At 66.3% G+C, this 15,791-nt stretch carries 15 protein-coding genes; 4 read left to right on the top strand and 11 right to left on the bottom strand.

From position 1 onward, the window contains the following. Positions 1 to 113: 113 nt before the first annotated feature. The 6 genes from AYB31_RS12395 to AYB31_RS12365 form a co-directional block, all read right to left on the bottom strand. Complete coding sequence (locus AYB31_RS12395; protein WP_068828998.1) at positions 114 to 746, bottom strand: hypothetical protein; 633 nt, start codon at positions 744 to 746, stop codon at positions 114 to 116. A gap of 60 nt (positions 747 to 806) precedes the next feature. After that, on the bottom strand, positions 807 to 1,370 hold the full coding sequence (locus AYB31_RS12390) for a sigma-70 family RNA polymerase sigma factor (RefSeq protein ID WP_068828997.1): 564 nt from the start codon (positions 1,368 to 1,370) through the stop codon (positions 807 to 809). After that, positions 1,367 to 2,551 (bottom strand): hypothetical protein, encoded by a 1,185-nt coding sequence (locus tag AYB31_RS12385; RefSeq protein ID WP_068828996.1) that lies wholly within the window; start codon positions 2,549 to 2,551, stop codon positions 1,367 to 1,369. The genes AYB31_RS12390 and AYB31_RS12385 overlap by 4 nt, the downstream gene beginning before the upstream one ends. Positions 2,552 to 2,591: 40 nt before the next feature. Beyond that, complete coding sequence (locus tag AYB31_RS12380; RefSeq protein ID WP_068828995.1) at positions 2,592 to 4,751, bottom strand: hypothetical protein; 2,160 nt, start codon at positions 4,749 to 4,751, stop codon at positions 2,592 to 2,594. A gap of 577 nt (positions 4,752 to 5,328) precedes the next feature. After that, positions 5,329 to 6,513: a delta-9 fatty acid desaturase DesA gene (gene desA / locus AYB31_RS12370; protein ID WP_068828993.1), complete on the bottom strand. Its 1,185-nt coding sequence runs from the start codon at positions 6,511 to 6,513 to the stop codon at positions 5,329 to 5,331. Positions 6,514 to 6,666: 153 nt separating this feature from the next. Further along, positions 6,667 to 7,077: a hypothetical protein gene (locus AYB31_RS12365; RefSeq protein ID WP_068828992.1), complete on the bottom strand. Its 411-nt coding sequence runs from the start codon at positions 7,075 to 7,077 to the stop codon at positions 6,667 to 6,669. Positions 7,078 to 7,201: 124 nt separating this feature from the next. Between AYB31_RS12365 and AYB31_RS12360 the strand changes: the two genes are divergently transcribed. Together AYB31_RS12360 and AYB31_RS12355 are read left to right on the top strand one after the other, a co-directional pair. Beyond that, entirely contained in the window at positions 7,202 to 7,987 is a 786-nt protein-coding gene (locus tag AYB31_RS12360) for an MmyB family transcriptional regulator (RefSeq protein WP_068828991.1), read from the top strand. Between the two features lie 66 nt (positions 7,988 to 8,053). Beyond that, positions 8,054 to 8,674 (top strand): LysE family transporter, encoded by a 621-nt coding sequence (locus AYB31_RS12355; protein WP_068828990.1) that lies wholly within the window; start codon positions 8,054 to 8,056, stop codon positions 8,672 to 8,674. A gap of 76 nt (positions 8,675 to 8,750) precedes the next feature. Here AYB31_RS12355 and AYB31_RS12350 read toward each other — a convergent pair whose 3' ends face one another. Further along, positions 8,751 to 9,332, bottom strand: a complete 582-nt coding sequence (locus AYB31_RS12350; RefSeq protein WP_068828989.1) for an RBBP9/YdeN family alpha/beta hydrolase — start codon at positions 9,330 to 9,332, stop codon at positions 8,751 to 8,753. 249 nt (positions 9,333 to 9,581) lie between these two features. On the opposite strand from AYB31_RS12350, the gene AYB31_RS12345 reads away from it, so the two are divergent. Further along, positions 9,582 to 11,264 (top strand): hypothetical protein, encoded by a 1,683-nt coding sequence (locus AYB31_RS12345; protein ID WP_068828988.1) that lies wholly within the window; start codon positions 9,582 to 9,584, stop codon positions 11,262 to 11,264. A gap of 26 nt (positions 11,265 to 11,290) precedes the next feature. Here the strand turns inward: AYB31_RS12345 and AYB31_RS12340 are convergent, their stop codons facing one another. After that, positions 11,291 to 12,259, bottom strand: a complete 969-nt coding sequence (locus tag AYB31_RS12340; RefSeq protein ID WP_068828987.1) for a GGDEF domain-containing protein — start codon at positions 12,257 to 12,259, stop codon at positions 11,291 to 11,293. A 314-nt stretch (positions 12,260 to 12,573) separates the two neighbouring features. After that, on the bottom strand, positions 12,574 to 13,101 hold the full coding sequence (locus tag AYB31_RS22170) for a methylated-DNA--[protein]-cysteine S-methyltransferase (protein WP_068828986.1): 528 nt from the start codon (positions 13,099 to 13,101) through the stop codon (positions 12,574 to 12,576). Positions 13,102 to 13,472: 371 nt separating this feature from the next. Here AYB31_RS22170 and AYB31_RS12330 point away from each other — a divergent pair, with 371 nt between their 5' ends. Further along, positions 13,473 to 14,237 (top strand): hypothetical protein, encoded by a 765-nt coding sequence (locus tag AYB31_RS12330; protein ID WP_068828985.1) that lies wholly within the window; start codon positions 13,473 to 13,475, stop codon positions 14,235 to 14,237. A 55-nt stretch (positions 14,238 to 14,292) separates the two neighbouring features. Here AYB31_RS12330 and AYB31_RS12325 read toward each other — a convergent pair whose 3' ends face one another. After that, positions 14,293 to 14,886, bottom strand: a complete 594-nt coding sequence (locus tag AYB31_RS12325; RefSeq protein WP_068828984.1) for a 2-hydroxychromene-2-carboxylate isomerase — start codon at positions 14,884 to 14,886, stop codon at positions 14,293 to 14,295. Between the two features lie 159 nt (positions 14,887 to 15,045). Beyond that, positions 15,046 to 15,777 (bottom strand): SDR family oxidoreductase, encoded by a 732-nt coding sequence (locus AYB31_RS12320; protein ID WP_068828983.1) that lies wholly within the window; start codon positions 15,775 to 15,777, stop codon positions 15,046 to 15,048. Positions 15,778 to 15,791: the final 14 nt, after the last annotated feature.

The raw sequence follows: 15,791 nt of genomic DNA, 5'->3' as shown, positions 1-15,791 counted from the left end.
TGGCAGGCTGCTGGCGGGTGGCGCCGCGCCAGCCGCTGTCGGAGCCGTGCCCGGCTCGCTGGCGGCCCGTACCGGCAAGCTCAGCAGCAGCGCCAGCAGCAGCGCCCAGCGCCTCATGGTTGCTGCCGGGCCAGCAAGGCGGCGTGCTGCACCACCGGCTGCTGACCGAGCCAGTCGAGCAATGCCTGACCATCGCGGAAGCGCTTATCGGCCGGCACCAGCACCTGCACCATGCCCAGCGCCGTGGGGCCGTCGACCAGCACCGCATCCAGCTCCAGCAGCAGGCCACGGATCTGCTGCCACTGGGCATGCTCGACGAAGCGCAGCTGTACCCGGTAGCCGCCGCTGAGCAGCTGCTCCTGGCCACCGCTCTGCAGCTGCCAGTCGCTGTCGACCTGCGCCGGGCGCATCAGGATGCCCAGCTGCAAGGCCACGACCAGCGCCGCAGCGGCAGCCAGGCCGGGCTTCCACCAGTCACGCCGCGCCGGCGCTGGCGCCTCCTGCTGCAAACTGCGCTGCAATCGCGCCCAACCCAGCTCGAAAGGCGGCGCCTGTTCGCCGCTGTAGCCCTGCTCCTGCTCACGTACGGCAGCGGCCAGACGGCGCAGCACTGCCAGCTCCTCACGGGCCTCGGCCGAACGCAGCAACAGGGCCTCCACGGCGGCCAGTTCCGGTCCGCTCAGGGTGCCGTTGAGATACCAGGGCAGCAGCTCCAGCAGCGCCCGATCATCGGTTTCAGTGTTCATCTATCACCTCCGCGGTCTGTACCACTGAGTCGTGCGCGGCGCGTCGAGGGTTCAGTCTTTTCATGGCGCGGTGCCCCCCAACAGGCGGCGCAGGCACTGCAGCAACTGCTGCTTGGCGTGCAGCATGCGGGTCTTCACCGTGCCGTTGGGAATGGCCATGATCTCGGCGATCTCCGGGTAGGACAGCTCCTCGAAGAAGGTCAGGTAGACCACCTGACGATGACCCTCCTTGAGGCGATCCAGGCATTGGCGCACCTGCGCGCCCTGCTGGCCCAGCTCGATGGCCAGGCTGGCCGGACAGGACTCGCCGGCTCCTTCGACCTCCAGGCTGGCCTCGTCGAGCAGCTCGGTCGGACGTTTGCGCCGCAGCAGATCGATCGACTTGTAGCGGGTGATCGACAACAGCCAGGTACGCACCTGCGATTGGCCAGCGAAACTCGCCGCACGGCGCCATACCTCCAGCATCACCTCGTTGAGCACCTCGGCGGCATCGGCGCCGTTGTGCAGGGTACGCAGGGAAAACTGGTAGACCACGCCGTGAAAGCGTTCGTAGAACTGCCGCAGCGCCTGCTGGTCACCGCCGGCGATGCGCTGCAGCAGCTGTTCGTCGGTAGCATCTCTCATGGCTGGTAACGCACTCGCCATTCCTGGCTGCGACCGATCATGCTGCCGCCCTGGTCGTGGGCGGTGACCCGCCACAGGTAGTACTGCCCCGCTTGCAGCTTGCTGCGCAGCAGCGGCGAGAGTGTGCTGCGATTGACGCTGGCCGGCAGCAACATGCCGGCGACGAAGCTGGGCGACTCGCCGAGCACCGCACTGTCGTCACCGCGCGGACCATCGGCAGCGAACAGCTGCAGCTGGTAGACCACCGCGCCAGCCACCGGCTGCCAGTTGAACTGGCTGGCGCCAGTCACGTCGCCGTCACGCGGCTCGCTGGTCATCAGTGGCCGCCGCTCGGGCTGTTCGCTACCGAGCACTTCGTAGACGGTTTCCACGGTCAGCGTATCGAGCGGGCAGCCTGCATCCAGCAACAGGGCATCCGGCGGCACCAGTTCATGATTGGTCACGCAGAAGCGCACGCGGTACTTGCCGGCCTTGTCGGTCGGCAGCGGCGGGCTGTTCAGCGTGCTCTGCTGGGCAGCGCGCAGGTAGCTGCGCACCAGCAGCAGCGTGCGGTAGACCGGCTTGCCTTCGGTGCTACCCGGCTCGGCCACCTGCCAACGGCCTTCGAGCAGGCCGTTGCCGCTGTAGGCCAGCAACACCTTGGCCAGCACGCCCTCGCCCGGCGGCACCACCTTGACCCGCTGGTTGTCACTGAAGCTCAGGCTCAGGCGCTGCACCAGCAGTTCGCCATCCTGACCTTCACGCGGGGCACGCAGGCCGCTGCTGGCCAGGGTCAGCACCTGCTGCGCACGCACCTGCCCACCACCGGAGAGATCACTGAAGGTGCGCACCAGCAGCAGCCGGCGGATGCCGCTGCTCTGCCAGGCCTGCACGCTGGCGGCCGGAATGCGCACGAACTCGCTGAACAGGAATGGGCCGCCCCCGCCTTGGTTGAGCGTGCCGCCAACCGTCAGCAAGGTGGCGCCCGTCGCGGGATTAATGATCTGGGCCGAGCTCGACAGGGCGCCGTCGCTATAGCCGGTCGTCGCCACCAGCTGCCAAGACACGGCGAAACTGTTGTCCTGGCTGGCCAGCAACTGTCGTTGCGCGGGCTGGACCTTGGCTGCACGTAACGCCGCCTCGGTCAGCAGTGGCGACAGCACCAGCAGGGCTGCCAGGAAGAGTTTGCACAGAGCGTTCATGATTCACCTTCCACCCGCACAACCGCGCGGGTTCGCCTTGTCAGTAATTGTGGGTATCCCAGCGCAGGTCGAAGCCCAGCAGCAGCTGCCAGTCCTCCAGGGTCTCGTCGTAGAGACGGCTGTCCTGCTGCGCGTAGCTGCTCTTGAGAAACAGGTCGAGGCCAGGACGCAGGCCGTCGGGCTGCTCGACGCTCCAGGTCAGCTGCAGGTTGGCGCTCTGCTGCAGCATGCTGTCGCCGAGGAAATCGCTATCGCCCAGGTGGCTGGTGTCGCGGCCACGGTAGTAGGAGGCGCTCAGGCGCCAGCGTTCGGGGACGATCTGCCAGGCCAGGTCCACGCCGCGACCTATGCCGCGGTAGACGTTGTCGTCATCGGTCTCGCGTTGCTTGTTCCACTGCCAGCTGGTGGACAGGCTCAGCGAGTCCAGCGGCATGTAGCCGATCTGCAGGGTGGTGAAGCGGTTGCGCTGATCGGACGGTGGCTCGTAGACCAGGAAGCCGTTCTGCTCCACCGGCCGCGAATGGTCGTCGGTGTGCTGCACGGTGTGCTGCACCGACCAGTTCCAGCGCGCGTGGTAGAAGCTCACGCCGAACAGCGACTCGCGCGTGCGATCGTCCAGGTCGAAGCCGACCTTCTGCGCGTCCTCGTCGTCCTGGCGCCGGCGGCTGTCGCTATAGCCCGCGTTCAGCGACGGCATGCCGAGCAGACGCCAGGGCAACGCCGCGGCATCCACCGTCGGGTAGTAGTAGAGGTTGAACACGCGGCGGTCGGCGATCTGGTCGGCCACGTCATCCTCGTCGTCGAGGTTGTTGGTCTCTCGCGCCAGCTCGACATCCAGCTGCAGGTTGCCCAGATAGCCCTGCCAGTTGAGGCGGTCCATGCGCAGGTCGCCGGGTAGCGAGAGGTTGCCCAGGGTGAAGAAGTCCAGGCCCACTTCGCGGCGTTGCAGGGTCAGGTTCCATTGATCGAAGGGCCCGGCGGGAAACCACTGGCCGGAGCTGAACTGCGCCTGCAGATCGTGCGAGGTATCGTCGCGAGCCCCCTCGCCACGTCCCAGGCCGTCGCTGTCGAAGCTCGACCAGGCGTAGTCGGCATGCAGCCACAGACTGTTCTCGCCCAGGCGCGAGTCCAGCGCGAAGTTCCAGCTGTCGCCGCCGTAGCGGGTCTGCTGGTCGGCCGATAGCCAGGCCGTGCCGCTGTCGGTGGTTTCGCCGTTGATATACCCGGCACTGAGCTGCAGCAGCTGTGGATCGTCCTGCAGCGGAGTGAAGGTCAGCAATCCGCCGCTGCTGCGCTCGCGGCCATTGTCGGGAAAGCCGAGGCGGCGGTTGTAGTCGGTCAGTGGCTCGCTCTGCAGGCCGAATACATCCAGTTGCAGCGGGCCTTCCAGGGCATCACCTAGGCTCACCACGGCTCCACGGCGCTGGTAGGCACTGAACAGCAGGTCTTCGCGCAACACGCCGTAGTTGCCCAGAGCCACACCCTGGCGCTGCAGGCCGCTGCCACGGGTGGCAGCCAGGCGGTAGTTGGCCAGTTCCCACTCGTTGCCGGTGGGGTTGTTCTCGCTGAGGTTGTCGTACAGCGCATCCAGCTCGGCCTGCCACTGCCAGTCGACACCGCCGCCCTCGCCGCGATAGCTGACCCCGCCGTTGCTGGCGTAGCGCGGTGTACCCCGGTACGTGGCAGGATCCTTCTCGTCGACCCGGTAGCTGTTACTGAGCAGTCCGTACAGGGTGTAGCGATAGGCAGGCGCCTGACTCTGCTGCGCCTCGCTAGCCGGCAACGGCCCGACCAGTTCGCCAACCGCTGCAGCGGCCGGCGCAGCCGTCTCGGCCGCGGTGTCCGGAGCTGGCGCCGCGCCGCCATCCGCGACCTGCACGTCAGTCTCCAGCAGGGTCGCAACGTTGCCGTCGGCGTAGAACACCATCACCAGCAGCGGGTGCGGGCCGGCTGCCAGCGGGCTGCCCAGGTCGAGCCGAAAGTCGGCATCGCTGCGGCTGACCAGGGCAGTGACGTCGTAGCCGTCCAGTTCCACGGCCAACTGGTCGCCTGCGCTCAACGTCTCCAGGCCCGGCACGCTGAAGCTGAGCTGGGTCTGCCCCTCGGCAAGGCTCAGTGCCTCCTCGGCAGCGGCCTGAGCGGCCAACCCGGCAAGCAGCAGCGCTGCACAGCAACGATGGATGAGGTTCAGGATATGCATGGCCTGTTCCTGCGCTTGGCCCCAGCGACCGCCCACAAGGCGGGCGCGGCAGAGCTGGCTCACTGGGGCAGGACCGGAGCGCACTGTGGTGCCCGGCCGGGTTGGGTTCGGCCACGGTTGTGTACAACCACCGTGACCCGTGCGTTGTTATTGCTCTCGTTGCGTTCCCCAACCTGCTGCCGGTCATCGACCGACCCGTCCAGCAGGTGCGTGCCGTTGCCTACGGACACCTTGTGCCTTGCGCCGCCAGAGCGCTCAAGTAGAGCCGCGTGGTATCGCAGCCCCTGGCCTTCGCGGATGCCCGCCACGATCACATCGTAGACCAGGCCCAGTTCGCTGCACCCCTCGCGTTGTGACCACAGGCCGCCATGCGGCTTGCCGGCCTGCCTCTTGGATGGCGGGCCGATTATCAGAGAAATGCGCTGACCTCGCATGACCGGGCGCTCCTGTCGGGTGGATGACACCCCTCAGTCGTAGCCCGGTGGGCCTGCGGTTCAATATTTTTTCAACGAACGCCGGGGCGAATCGCAGGCATGAAAAAGCCCGCCAGGTGGCGGGCTTTTCACAACAGGCAGACTCAGGCTGCCGTCGGGCGCAGCGAGTAGGTCTTCAATTGCTCGGCGAACTCGCGCAGGGACTGAATGCCGCTGGCCTCGGCCTCGTGCACCCACTGCTTGATGGCTTCGAGCATGTCGTGGCCGTTGCTGCTGGTCTTGACCCAGATCTGCTGCAGGGCGATGCGCTTCTCGTAGATCACCTTGAGCGCCTGGCTCTGCGCCAGCAGCTCGCTGATGCGCGCCTGGTGCTGCTCGTCGAGCAGACTGGTCTCGCGCGAGAGCAGGCGCTTGGCGCGGCGGAACAGGTGGCGCACCGACTCGTCGGCCTTGGCCAGTTCCTGCTGCACCAGCGGTTTGATCACCAGCTTGCGGTACTGCGCCATGATCTGGAAGCGGTTGTTGAGGATGGCCATGGCGGTGTCCATGTCCAGGCTGCGCTTGCCCTCGACGCGGTGGGCGATGGGCGCCACGCGCTGCACCTTGGCCATGCCAAGGAAGCTGAACAGCTGGATCCAGGCCCAGCCCATGTCGAACTCCCACTTCTTCACCGACAGTTTGGCGCTGTTCGGGTAGGTGTGGTGGTTGTTGTGCAGCTCCTCGCCGCCGATCAGGATGCCCCAGGGCACCAGGTTGGTGGCGGCGTCGCGGCACTCGAAATTGCGATAGCCGACGGCATGGCCGAGGCCGTTGATCACGCCGGCCGCCCACACCGGAATCCACATCATCTGCACCGCCCACACGGTCATGCCGAGCACGCCGAACAGGGCCAGGTCGATGATCGCCATCAACACGATGCCGCCCATGGTGTAGCGGCTGTAGACATTGCGCTCGATCCAGTCTTCCGGGCAGTTCTTACCGTAGATGCGCAGGGTTTCTGCGTTCTTCGCCTCTTCCTGGTACAGCTCGGCGCCCTTGCGCAGCACGGTACCCAGGCCCTTGATCACCGGGCTGTGCGGGTCATCGACGGTTTCGCACTTGGCGTGGTGCTTGCGGTGGATGGCGGTCCACTCGCGGGTGTTCTGGCCGGTGGTCATCCACAGCCAGAAACGGAAGAAATGCTTGAGCGCGGGGTGCAGCTCCAGGGCGCGGTGCGCCGAGTAGCGATGCAGGTAGACGGTGACGCTGACGATGGTGATATGAGTCAGCACCAGGGTCACGGCGATGAGCTGCCAGACCGAGAGATCGAGTAAACCGTTGTACCACATGGAAAGTGTTGCCTCGCGGGAGATAAAAGGTGGGCCGAACATCGACCACCTTGAGGCATTATCACCATGCGGGGTGAGATTGCCAGTAGACCTTTAGACGAGAATATGCAGGCAGCCGCCCTATCTATAGCGCGGCCGCTTGCGCCAGTCGCCTTACTGGATCTGCTCGGACCATACCTGCGAGCGCTTCAGGCCAACCAGCTCCAGCTCGATGAACAGCACCACCAGCAGCGCCTGAGCGATGATGAAGGCATGCCCGAGCAGGTTCGGCTCGACCCAACCGGCGACCAGCAGCAACAGGCTGTCCACAACCCACAGCGCATTGACCGCCAGTACGGCCCACACCAGCAGGCGGTTGACCTGTTCACAACTGCCCAGCCAGACCAGGAACACGCCCAGAGGCAACAGGGCCCAGCCGGACGCCAGCAGCAGTTCGCGCGGCAGCGCCAGGAGCTCGGCGAACCAGCCGGTGGCGAGGACCAGCAGGGAACCGGTGGCCAGGCCGACCAGGCCATCGGCGAGCAGGGCACGACGCAACAACGGGGAAGCATTCAGGGTATGCATGACGAATCCTCCAGACGAGGGCGCCGGATTGGCGCCTGGGCATAGGGTTCTCCCGCTACCGGTGGCGCGTCGATTACCTGTCAGGTAATGGCCGCCGTGATGTCACTGGTCTAAGGTCGATGCCATGAGCACCATCCATCACCCCGTCGGCGCCCTGTTGCGCCAGTGGCGCCAGCGCCGCCGCCTGAGCCAGCTCGATCTGGCCTGCGAGGCGGACATCTCCACCCGCCACCTGAGCTTCGTCGAAACCGGCCGCGCCCTGCCCAGCCGCGAGATGCTGCTGCACCTGGCCGAGCAGCTGGAGATTCCGCTGCGCGAGCGCAACCGTCTGCTCAGCGCCGCCGGTTATGCGCCGCTGTACAGCCAGCATGCACTGGACGACCCGGCCCTGGCCGCCGCCCGTGGCGCCATCGAGCAGCTGCTCAAGGCCCACGAGCCCTACCCGGCGCTGACCATCGACCGCCAGTGGAACCTGCTGGCGGCCAACGCCTCGGTGGCGCCCTTCCTCGTCGGCGTACCGGCCGAACTGCTCGGCCCGCCGCTCAACGTGCTACGCGTCTCTCTGCACCCGGATGGCCTGGCGCCACGCATCGTCAACCTGGCGCAGTGGCGCGCCTACCTGCTGATGCGGCTGCAGCACGATATCGAGATCAGCGGCGATCCCCAGCTGATGGAACTGCAGGAAGAACTGCTGAGCTACCCGGCTCCCACCGAGCAGGCCGAGCCAACGCCTGCGAGCGTGCTGATGCCACTGCAGTTTCGCACCGAGCACGTCGTGCTGAGCCTGATTAGCACCACCACGGTATTCGGCACGCCCAACGACGTGACCCTGGCCGAGCTGGCCCTGGAGACCTTCTTCCCGGCCGACGAGGCGAGCGCCGAGTACCTGCGCCAGCTGGCACAACCCTAGTTCTCGCTTGCAGGACGCGAGAACTGCCCCCATCTTCATCAGCCCACCCGGAAAGCGGACTGCGCCATGCTCGAACTCGTCTCGGTCGTCACCATCACCCTGCTCGCCGTGATCAGCCCCGGCGCCGACTTCGCCATGGTCAGCCGCAACAGCATGTTCCTCTCGCGCCGTGCCGGGTTGCTCACGGCACTGGGTATCAGTCTCGGCGTGCTGGTCCACGTCACCTACTCGATGCTCGGCATCGGCCTGCTGATTTCCCAGTCGATCCTGCTGTTCAACCTGGTCAAGTTCGCCGGCGCCGCCTACCTGATCTGGCTCGGCATCGGCATGCTGCGCAGCCGCCAGGCGGACACGCAGCAGGTGCTGGCCGCGCCGCAGCTGAGCGACTGGCAGGCGCTGCGCATCGGCTTCCTGACCAATGCCCTGAACCCCAAGACCACGCTGTTCGTGGTCGCCCTGTTCACCCAGGTGATCAGCCCGGACACCGCCACCCTGACCCAGCTCGGCTACGGCCTGTTCATGGCCGTCGCCCATCTGTTCTGGTTCGTCCTGGTGGCCTACGGCCTGTCTTCGGAGGCCGCACGCGGCTTCGTTGCGCGCAGCCGGCACCTGATCGAACGTGCCATCGGCGGCGTATTGGTGGCACTGGGGCTGGGCCTGGCGGCCTCGTCGCTACAGCGCAGCTAGGGCGGCGCTTGCCAGCGCGCTAGCGCGAATGCTTGGCAGACTTTTCCGGGGTCGGCCTAGCGCCGCATGCGGGCACTCAGGCGCGCTGCCGCGCCTGCTGCTCGATCTGTCGTTGCAGACGATAGATGTGGGCGAAGCCCTGCTCCCAGCGCTGGTGGCCGGACTTCACGTTGATATGCCCCGCGCCCGGCAGGATCACCGCCTGGGCATCCCAGGCGCGCGCCAGCTCCAGGGCGCGCGCTGCGCTGGCGGCAGGGTCGTTGTCCGAGCCCACCAGCAGGCTGGGGAAGGGCAACGGCTCGCGCGGGATAGGCGCGAAGCCGCGCAGCGGCTCGGGGCAGTTGGCCCGCTCGACATCCGCCGGCGCCACCAGCAAGGCACCGCGCACCTTGCGCAGCGAGCTGATCGGCGCCTGCGCGGCCCAGCGCGCCACGGTGATGCAACCAAGGCTGTGCGCAACCAGGATCAACGAGCCACGAGCCGCCGCCACTTGTCGTTCGAGTGCGGCGACCCAGCGGTGCGGGTCCGGGTTGTTCCAGTCCGCCTGCTCGACCCGACTGGCGTGCGGCAGGCTGCGTTGCCAGTGGCTCTGCCAATGCTCGTGCGGCGAACCCTGCCAGCCCGGCAGGATCAGATAATGAGTGTTCTGGCTGGCCATGACGGGCCTCCTCGCGAGGTTGCGAAGGCCAGTCTAGGAAGGGTTGAACGCCATGTTATGGAATAAGAATTTATTTACTTATTCCATTATTAAAACTTTCGATCTGCCGAACGGCCTGGCAAGCGGGCCAGCGCTCGGCTTTGCTTGAGCCTGATCGCATCGTCCCGATGTCGTTCCAGTGGCGCCCTCCGGCCTTGCTCGCTCACTCCAACGTAGGACTGTTCCCACCTCACCGGAGGAGGCGTCGCCATGCCCGACGTTGCAGCCATCAGCTGGTTCAAGCAGCAGTTCCGCCAACCCATAGAACAGGCCGTGCAGGGCACACCGCTCAGCCTCGACCTGCTCACCGCCATCGCCTGCCAGGAGACCGGCTACATCTGGAACCGTCTGCGCAAACAGTTGCCCGTCGCCCGGGTGCTGCAGCTGTGCGTCGGCGATACCTTGGATGCCAGCGCCGGGCGCCGTGCCTTCCCGCAGACCAAGGCCGACCTGCTGAGCAAACCCAGGGGCCAGGCCATGTTCGATCTGGCGCGCCAGGCTCTGGTGGAGATGGCCGAGCACATACCCGACTACCGCAAGGCGGCCAGCAACCCGAACAAGTTCTGCCACGGCTTCGGTATCTTCCAGTACGACCTGCAGTTCTTCCTGCACGAGCCGGACTACTTTCTGCAGCGCCGCTACGCCGAGTTCGATGCGGCGCTGGGCAAGGCGGTCGGCGAGCTGCAGGTCAAGCTGCGCAAGCTCGGCTGGGCCGGGCGCAGCAGCCTCAGCGACTACGAGATGGCGGCCCTCGGCATCGCCTACAACAGGGGCAGCTTCACCCCGTCCAAGGGCCTCAAGCAGGGTTACTTCGATGGCAGCCGTTACTACGGCGAGGCGCTGTTCGACTTCATCCGCCTGTGTCATTCGGTCGCCCCCGACGGCCAGGCCACAGCAGCCGAGCCGGGCCTGGCGCCGCTGCCGGCGGTGGCCGCCCCGAGCGCCGCCGGCAAGCTGTTCGAGGTGCAGGTCAGCAGCGGCATGCTCAACCTGCGCGGCACGCCGGAGATACCCGCCAGGCCGAGCGCCAACCTGCGCGGCACGCTGCCGGACGGCCAACTGGTGCAGGCGCTGGATGGGCGCAAGCAGAATGGCTTTCTGGAAATCCAGACCTACCGCAATGGCGCCCTGCTGCAGGGCTTCGTCGCCACTCAGTACCTCAAGCCGGCCGCCGCCGGCAGCGCGCTGACGGCGGCAGAGCCCGTCATGCGGACGCTGCCCGCCGCGCATATGCCGCGCAAGGCCGGCACGGTGACCCGGCGCAGCGAGGCGGCCAACGCCCACTCACTGAACGAAAAGCAGCAGCCCGGCCGCCAGGGCAGCAGCGCCGAACAGCGCCGCGCCGAGCTGGCGGCGATCATCGACTGGCTGGCGGTGGACGACCCGGCGCACCTGCGCTACCAGCCCGGCGGCGGGCGCACCTACTGCAACCTCTACGCCCACGACTACTGCCACCTGGCCGGCGCCTATCTGCCAAGGGTCTGGTGGAGCGCCGCGGCGCTGCTGCGCATGGGTCGCGGGGAAACGGTGGCGGCGCATTACGGGCAGACCATCGAGGAGCAGCGCGCCAACGACCTGTTCCGCTGGCTGCGCGACTTCGGTCAGGGCTTCGCCTGGCGCCGCGCGGCCGACCTCGACGAGCTGCAGCTGGAGGCCAACCAGGGCGCCATCGCTCTGATCGTCGCCCGACGCAAGGTCGACGGCTTGTCCGGACATATCGTCGTGGTGGCGCCGGAAGTCGGCGAGCTGCGCGCCCGCCGCAACCGCACCGGGCAGGTCACCGCGCCGCTGCAGAGCCAGGCCGGGGCCCGCAATTTCCGTTACGGCAGCGGCAAGCCGGACTGGTGGCGCGGCGAGCAGTTCGCCGAGTTCGCCTTCTGGCTGCATCCCTGAGGTCAGCTGCGCTTTCGCTGCAGCGCCTAGCCCAGCACGATGCAGTCCTTGCCCTGGCGCTTGGCCCGGTACATGGCGGCATCGGCACGGCCGTAGAGGTCGTCCAGTGAGTCGCCCTCGCCCAGGCAGGTCAGGCCCTGGCTGATGGTCACGCCGAAGCTTTCGTCGCCATCGGGGAACTGCAGGCGCTGCACTTCACGCTGCAGCCGCTGCGCCACCAGTTGCGCCTGCTCTAGGTCGCAGGCGGGGAACACCGCTGCGAACTCCTCGCCGCCGATGCGCCCGAACAGATCATCGCGGCGCACCACATAGGCGCCGCAGTGGGCGACGCGCTGCAGCACGCGGTCGCCGACCTGGTGGCCGTGGCTGTCGTTGATCTTCTTGAAGTCGTCGATATCCAGCAGCAGGAAGGACAGCGGCTGGCCGCTGGCCCGGGCCTCGTCATACAGCTCGCCGGCGCGCTCGAAGAAGTGCCGACGGTTGCTCGCGCCGGTCAGCACATCGCGGGTGGCCAGGCGCTGCAACTCGCTCTGCATCACCTTCTTCTCGGTGATGTCCTCGGCGATGCCAACCACCAGCGCGCGCCCGCCGAACAGGGTCGGCGGGCTGACGAAGCATTTGTCGCTGAGCCAGCGCACCTGGCCATCGCTGCGGATGATGCGGTACTCGCGCTGCTCCACCGCGCCGGCCTGCAGCACCGAGCGCAGGCTCTGCTCGGCGTATTCCATGTCGTCCGGGTAGATGCTGTTGCGCCACTCGCCGTAGTCCGCCAGCAGCAGGGCCGCGCTGCGGCCGAATACTCGCTCGTAGGCGGGGCTGACATAGACGATCTGCTGCTGCGCCCAATCGAAGGCCCAGAGCACCACGTTGACACTGGCCAGCAGGCTGCCCACCAGTTGCTCGCGCTCGCGCAGACGCTCCACCTCGCCGCGGCAATGCAGCAGGCTCAGGGTCAGCTCTTCCACTTCACTGGGTGCCCGGTTCTGGTCTTCCATAACCCAACCTCGTACTTTCTTGACCGATTGTTCGAGCTTATGCCCAGCACAGGTTTCTGACGATGGCTGGGCGCAGCCGATGTGACGGGTGGCGAGAAATTCCACTAGCGGCGCCAGGCCGCGGAACTCGGGCGCTGCCGTGTGGTATCGCCGACCGGCAGTTGAGACCGGCAAGCGGGCCGCTCGTTCCAGGCGCAAACGCCGTTATTGCCCTGGGCCGCGGCTATCTCGACGATTTCGACGTCAACGCACTCAAGCAGACAACTGCAGATCAACCGCTACAGCTACAGCACGAGCGAGCGTCCGAGGACGAATCACAGCAGCAGCCCCTGGCTGCCAGGCGTCGGCACGCCTTCCAGTTGCAGCAGCGCCTGCTTGCGCGCCAGGCCTCCGGCATAGCCGGTCAGGCTGCCATCGGCGCCGATGATGCGGTGGCAGGGCACGACGATGGCGATCGGGTTCAGCGCATTGGCCCGGCCGATGGCCCGCGCCGAGGTCCTGTGTGGCAGGCGTGCCGCCAGCTCGGCGTAACTCAGGGTGGTGCCATAAGGCACCTGGCGCAGATAGCTCCAGGCCAGGTGCTGATAGGCCGTGCCATGAGGCGCAAGGGCCAGGTCGAAATGCCGACGGCGACCGGCGAAATACTCGGCCAACTGCGCCGCGACCGGCGCCAACGCAGCGGCATCCTGGCGCCAGGCGAAGCCCTGCCAGGGTTGCGGACAGGGCCGCTCGTCAGGCAGGAAATCCAGGCGCAGCAGGGCTCCCTGCTGATCGACCAGGGCCAACATCGGCCCCAGTGGAGTAGCGATCAGATCACCACGCACGGTGCTGCCTGAAGTCATGAGTACAGCCCTCGGAAACAATGAGCCCTGTCCAAGCGGTCCTGAAGTAACCCAGAAAGTAAAAACTCTTGATCGGTAATGTTAAGAGCAAAGAACTCTCCGTAGTCTCCGCGCCACGCCAGGGTGGTGCGGCACGACACTCTACTTCAGCCCCACCCTCGGAAATGGAATCCGCTGCTGGCCCGACACGGGTCGGCAGCCCTAGCACAGTTCGCGGCGCGCCATACGTGCGGCGTCAAAATTGCGATGAAATTCACTCTTTTGGCTCATCCTTTGCTATCAGGATGCGCAGTAGGCTGTTGTTACTGCGTCGGGACCTGAACGGCACCCTCCGCATCCGCGCCGAGAAAAATAATAAGGAGCGACCGGGGATGAAACGTAACCCTCTGATCAAGCTGTACTTTTCGTTAGTCTTTGGGCTGTTGGCGGCTTTCTCTGCAGTGACCCAGGCCGCCGCCATGACTGCTGCCGAGCAAGTACAGATCTACGCCTCCCGGGCAACCAGCAGCCTGCTGTTGCTGCGGGGCGAGGGCTTTCAGGAGGCCCACAAGGCGCGCCTGGAGAAGGATATCGCCGAACTGGAGACCGCCGCACAGAACGCCATGAGCGCCAGTTCGGAAATACCCGGATTAGCCAACCAACTTGTTACCCAGTTACGCCGCGGTGTTTCCTTTGGCCCCAACGAGGAGAACATGCCCTGGCGCTACCCGGAGGAACTGGCCCACGCCCTGCGCACCTTGCTGAGTGTTGCCCGTAGCGTGCCGAACGCCGATCCCTCGGGCGAGCTGCCGGCCAAGATCGAGTACCTCGGCGTGCAGTACCTGAGCCGCTCCTACATTGGCAGCTTCGAGATCGCCCGCGAACAGCCGGGCAACTATGTCGGCCAGGACGAGCGCGTGCTGGTGCCGCAGATCGACGCGGAGATGGCCGCTCTCGACAGCAAGGGCAACAGCTCGGTCGCCAAGCTGAAGACCCGCTGGAAATTCCTGCGTGCCGCCCTGGTCGACATGAACAGCGGCAGCAACGCTCTGGCCAGCGCCTCCGGCCGCGCCTTTGCCCCCACCACGGTGGACCGCCACACCCGTTCGCTGACCGATCAGTGGATCAGCCTGGGCCAGGTCGCCGGCGCGCCATAACAACCGCCGCATACGAAAAGGCCGGGCACTGCCCGGCTTTTTCATGCCTGCCCAATCAGGCCTGCAGCGCTTCGCGCACGAAGTCCAGACGGTCCTGACCGAAGAACAGCTCATTGTCGACGAACATGCTCGGCGCACCGAATACGCCGCGCTTGATGGCCTCGTCGGTGGTGGCCTTGAGCTGATCCTTGACCAGTTGCTCGGCGCACCAGGCCAGCAGCTGTTGCGGGTCGAAACCGCCCCCGGCCAGCACCTCGCCCAGCACCGCGGGGTCGCCCAGGTTGCGTGCCTGCACCCACATCGCCTCGAAGATCAGCTTGAGAAAGGCCTCGAAACGCTGCGGCTGATACAGCTGCACGGCCACCGCGCCACGCATCAGGCCCAGGGTATTGATCGGGAAATGCGGATTGAACTGCATCGGCACCTGGTAGCGATGCGCGAAACGCGCCAGGTCCTGCAGCATGAAGCGGCCCTTGGCCGGGATGGTCACCGGCGAGGCATTGCCGGTGGCCTGGAACACCCCGCCCAGCAGCATCGGCTTGTACACCAGCGCGGCACCTTCGGCGGCGCACAGCGCCGGCAGCTGGGTCCAGGCCAGGTAGGTGGCCGGGCTGCCGAAATCGAAGTAGAACTCTACGGTCTTGCTCATCGAATTGCGCTCTTGTTGTTTGTTGTTCACACGCAGCGAAGGCTGAGCGAGCGGCGATCAGGCTAGGCGGCGGGCTGGGGAAAAAGCGGAGTTGGCTGTAGCCAATGAGCATTTTTCACCGGGCCGCCAACGACGCCACATCGTCGCGCAGCCAGCTGTTTACCATTTTTCCATCCAGGGACGCAGGTCCAGCTCGAAGGTCCAGGCATCGCGCGGCTGGGTATGCAGAAACCAGTAGTTGTCGGCGATATGCTCCGGGTCGAGGATGCCCTCCTGCTCCTTGCGCGCGTAGATGTCCGGGAAGGTGTCGCGGATAAAGGCGGTATCGATGGCACCGTCCACCACCACATGGGCAACGTGGATGTTCCGCGGCCCCAGCTCGCGCGCCATGCTCTGCGCCAGCGCACGCACGCCATGCTTGGCCCCGGCAAAGGCGGCGAAGTTGGCGGCGCCGCGCAGGCCGGCGGTGGCACCGGTGAACAGGATGGTGCCGCGTTCGCGGGTGACCATGCGCCGCGCCACGGCCTGAGCGGTGAGAAAGGCCGAGAAGCAGGCCATCTCCCAGATCTTGAAGTACTTGCGCGCGGTCTCATCGAGAATGCTGCACGGCACGTTGGCGCCGATATTGAAGACGAAGGCCTCGATCGGACCGATATCCCGCTCGATACCCTCCACCAGCGCCGCCACTTCCTCCTCCTTGCGCGCATCGGAGGCAAAGCCGTGAGCCTCGCCACCGCTGGCGCGGATCTCGTCGACCAGCGGCTGCAGCTTGTCGGCGCTGCGTCGGGTCACGCAAGCCACATAGCCCTCACGGGCGAAACGCTTGGCGATGGCTCCGCCGGTGGCATCGCCTGCCCCTATGACCAGCACCACTTTCTTGTCGTTGCTCATGCGCCACCTCTTTA

Origin of the sequence: Pseudomonas sp. BMS12 (genome assembly GCF_001592875.1) — a bacterium.
Lineage (GTDB): Bacteria > Pseudomonadota > Gammaproteobacteria > Pseudomonadales > Pseudomonadaceae > Aquipseudomonas.
This window is presented reverse-complemented; position numbering and strand designations above follow the sequence as displayed.

Excerpts from the sequence above, each read along its gene's own strand:
- AYB31_RS12395 (WP_068828998.1), bottom strand. The coding sequence starts at position 746 with ATGAACACTGAAACCGATGATCGGGCGCTGCTGGAGCTGCTGCCCTGG.
- AYB31_RS12340 (WP_068828987.1), bottom strand. The coding sequence starts at position 12,259 with ATGGAAGACCAGAACCGGGCACCCAGTGAAGTGGAAGAGCTGACCCTG.
- AYB31_RS12365 (WP_068828992.1), bottom strand. The coding sequence starts at position 7,077 with ATGCATACCCTGAATGCTTCCCCGTTGTTGCGTCGTGCCCTGCTCGCC.
- AYB31_RS12385 (WP_068828996.1), bottom strand. The coding sequence starts at position 2,551 with ATGAACGCTCTGTGCAAACTCTTCCTGGCAGCCCTGCTGGTGCTGTCG.
- AYB31_RS12320 (WP_068828983.1), bottom strand. The coding sequence starts at position 15,777 with ATGAGCAACGACAAGAAAGTGGTGCTGGTCATAGGGGCAGGCGATGCC.
- desA (WP_068828993.1), bottom strand. The coding sequence starts at position 6,513 with ATGTGGTACAACGGTTTACTCGATCTCTCGGTCTGGCAGCTCATCGCC.
- AYB31_RS12360 (WP_068828991.1), top strand. The coding sequence starts at position 7,202 with ATGAGCACCATCCATCACCCCGTCGGCGCCCTGTTGCGCCAGTGGCGC.
- AYB31_RS12330 (WP_068828985.1), top strand. The coding sequence starts at position 13,473 with ATGAAACGTAACCCTCTGATCAAGCTGTACTTTTCGTTAGTCTTTGGG.
- AYB31_RS22170 (WP_068828986.1), bottom strand. The coding sequence starts at position 13,101 with ATGACTTCAGGCAGCACCGTGCGTGGTGATCTGATCGCTACTCCACTG.
- AYB31_RS12355 (WP_068828990.1), top strand. The coding sequence starts at position 8,054 with ATGCTCGAACTCGTCTCGGTCGTCACCATCACCCTGCTCGCCGTGATC.
- AYB31_RS12325 (WP_068828984.1), bottom strand. The coding sequence starts at position 14,886 with ATGAGCAAGACCGTAGAGTTCTACTTCGATTTCGGCAGCCCGGCCACC.
- AYB31_RS12350 (WP_068828989.1), bottom strand. The coding sequence starts at position 9,332 with ATGGCCAGCCAGAACACTCATTATCTGATCCTGCCGGGCTGGCAGGGT.
- AYB31_RS12380 (WP_068828995.1), bottom strand. The coding sequence starts at position 4,751 with ATGCATATCCTGAACCTCATCCATCGTTGCTGTGCAGCGCTGCTGCTT.
- AYB31_RS12390 (WP_068828997.1), bottom strand. The coding sequence starts at position 1,370 with ATGAGAGATGCTACCGACGAACAGCTGCTGCAGCGCATCGCCGGCGGT.
- AYB31_RS12345 (WP_068828988.1), top strand. The coding sequence starts at position 9,582 with ATGCCCGACGTTGCAGCCATCAGCTGGTTCAAGCAGCAGTTCCGCCAA.